This window comes from Bradyrhizobium sp. NBAIM08 (assembly GCF_020193935.1).
Taxonomy (GTDB): Bacteria; Pseudomonadota; Alphaproteobacteria; order Rhizobiales; family Xanthobacteraceae; genus Bradyrhizobium; species Bradyrhizobium yuanmingense.
In genome coordinates, this window is sequence record NZ_JADYVR010000293.1 from 1 (window position 1) to 454 (window position 454).

1 protein-coding gene is annotated in these 454 nt (G+C 73.8%); it reads left to right on the forward strand.

The features are described from left to right. Positions 1 to 49: 49 nt before the first annotated feature. The coding region (locus tag I6F37_RS39560) for a GNAT family N-acetyltransferase (RefSeq protein WP_368736816.1) at positions 50 to 454 on the forward strand (405 nt) is incomplete at its 3' end.

Below are 454 nucleotides of genomic sequence, written 5' to 3' on the forward strand. Positions count from 1 at the left end.
TCTTCCGCCGACGCGACTTCGTCTGACGTTTTAGTGCTAGACCTAAGGCATGGCGACGGCCGCGATCCGCACCCTGAGCGTTCGCGCGCTCGCCGGCGCTGACCTCGCCGACACCGGACGGCTGCTGCACGAGGCGTTCGCGCGGGTCACGCGGGCGCACGGCTTCACCCCCCCCTTCGCCTCGGCCGAGGAGGGCGAGCGGCTCGCGCGCGCGTACCTTCACCTCGACCCCGAGGGCGCCGTGGTGGCCGAGGACGGCAGCGCCATCGTGGGCTGCGGCTTCGTGCACCTGCGCGGGCGGGTGGCCTCGATCGGCCCGGTGGCGGCGGCGCCGCGCGCAGTGCCCGGCGTCGGCAACGCGGTCATGCAGCGCCTGCTGACCATCGCCCGCGATGCGCCCTCGGTGCGCCTGTTCCAGGACGCCTTCAACGCGCGCTCGTTCGCGCTGTACAGC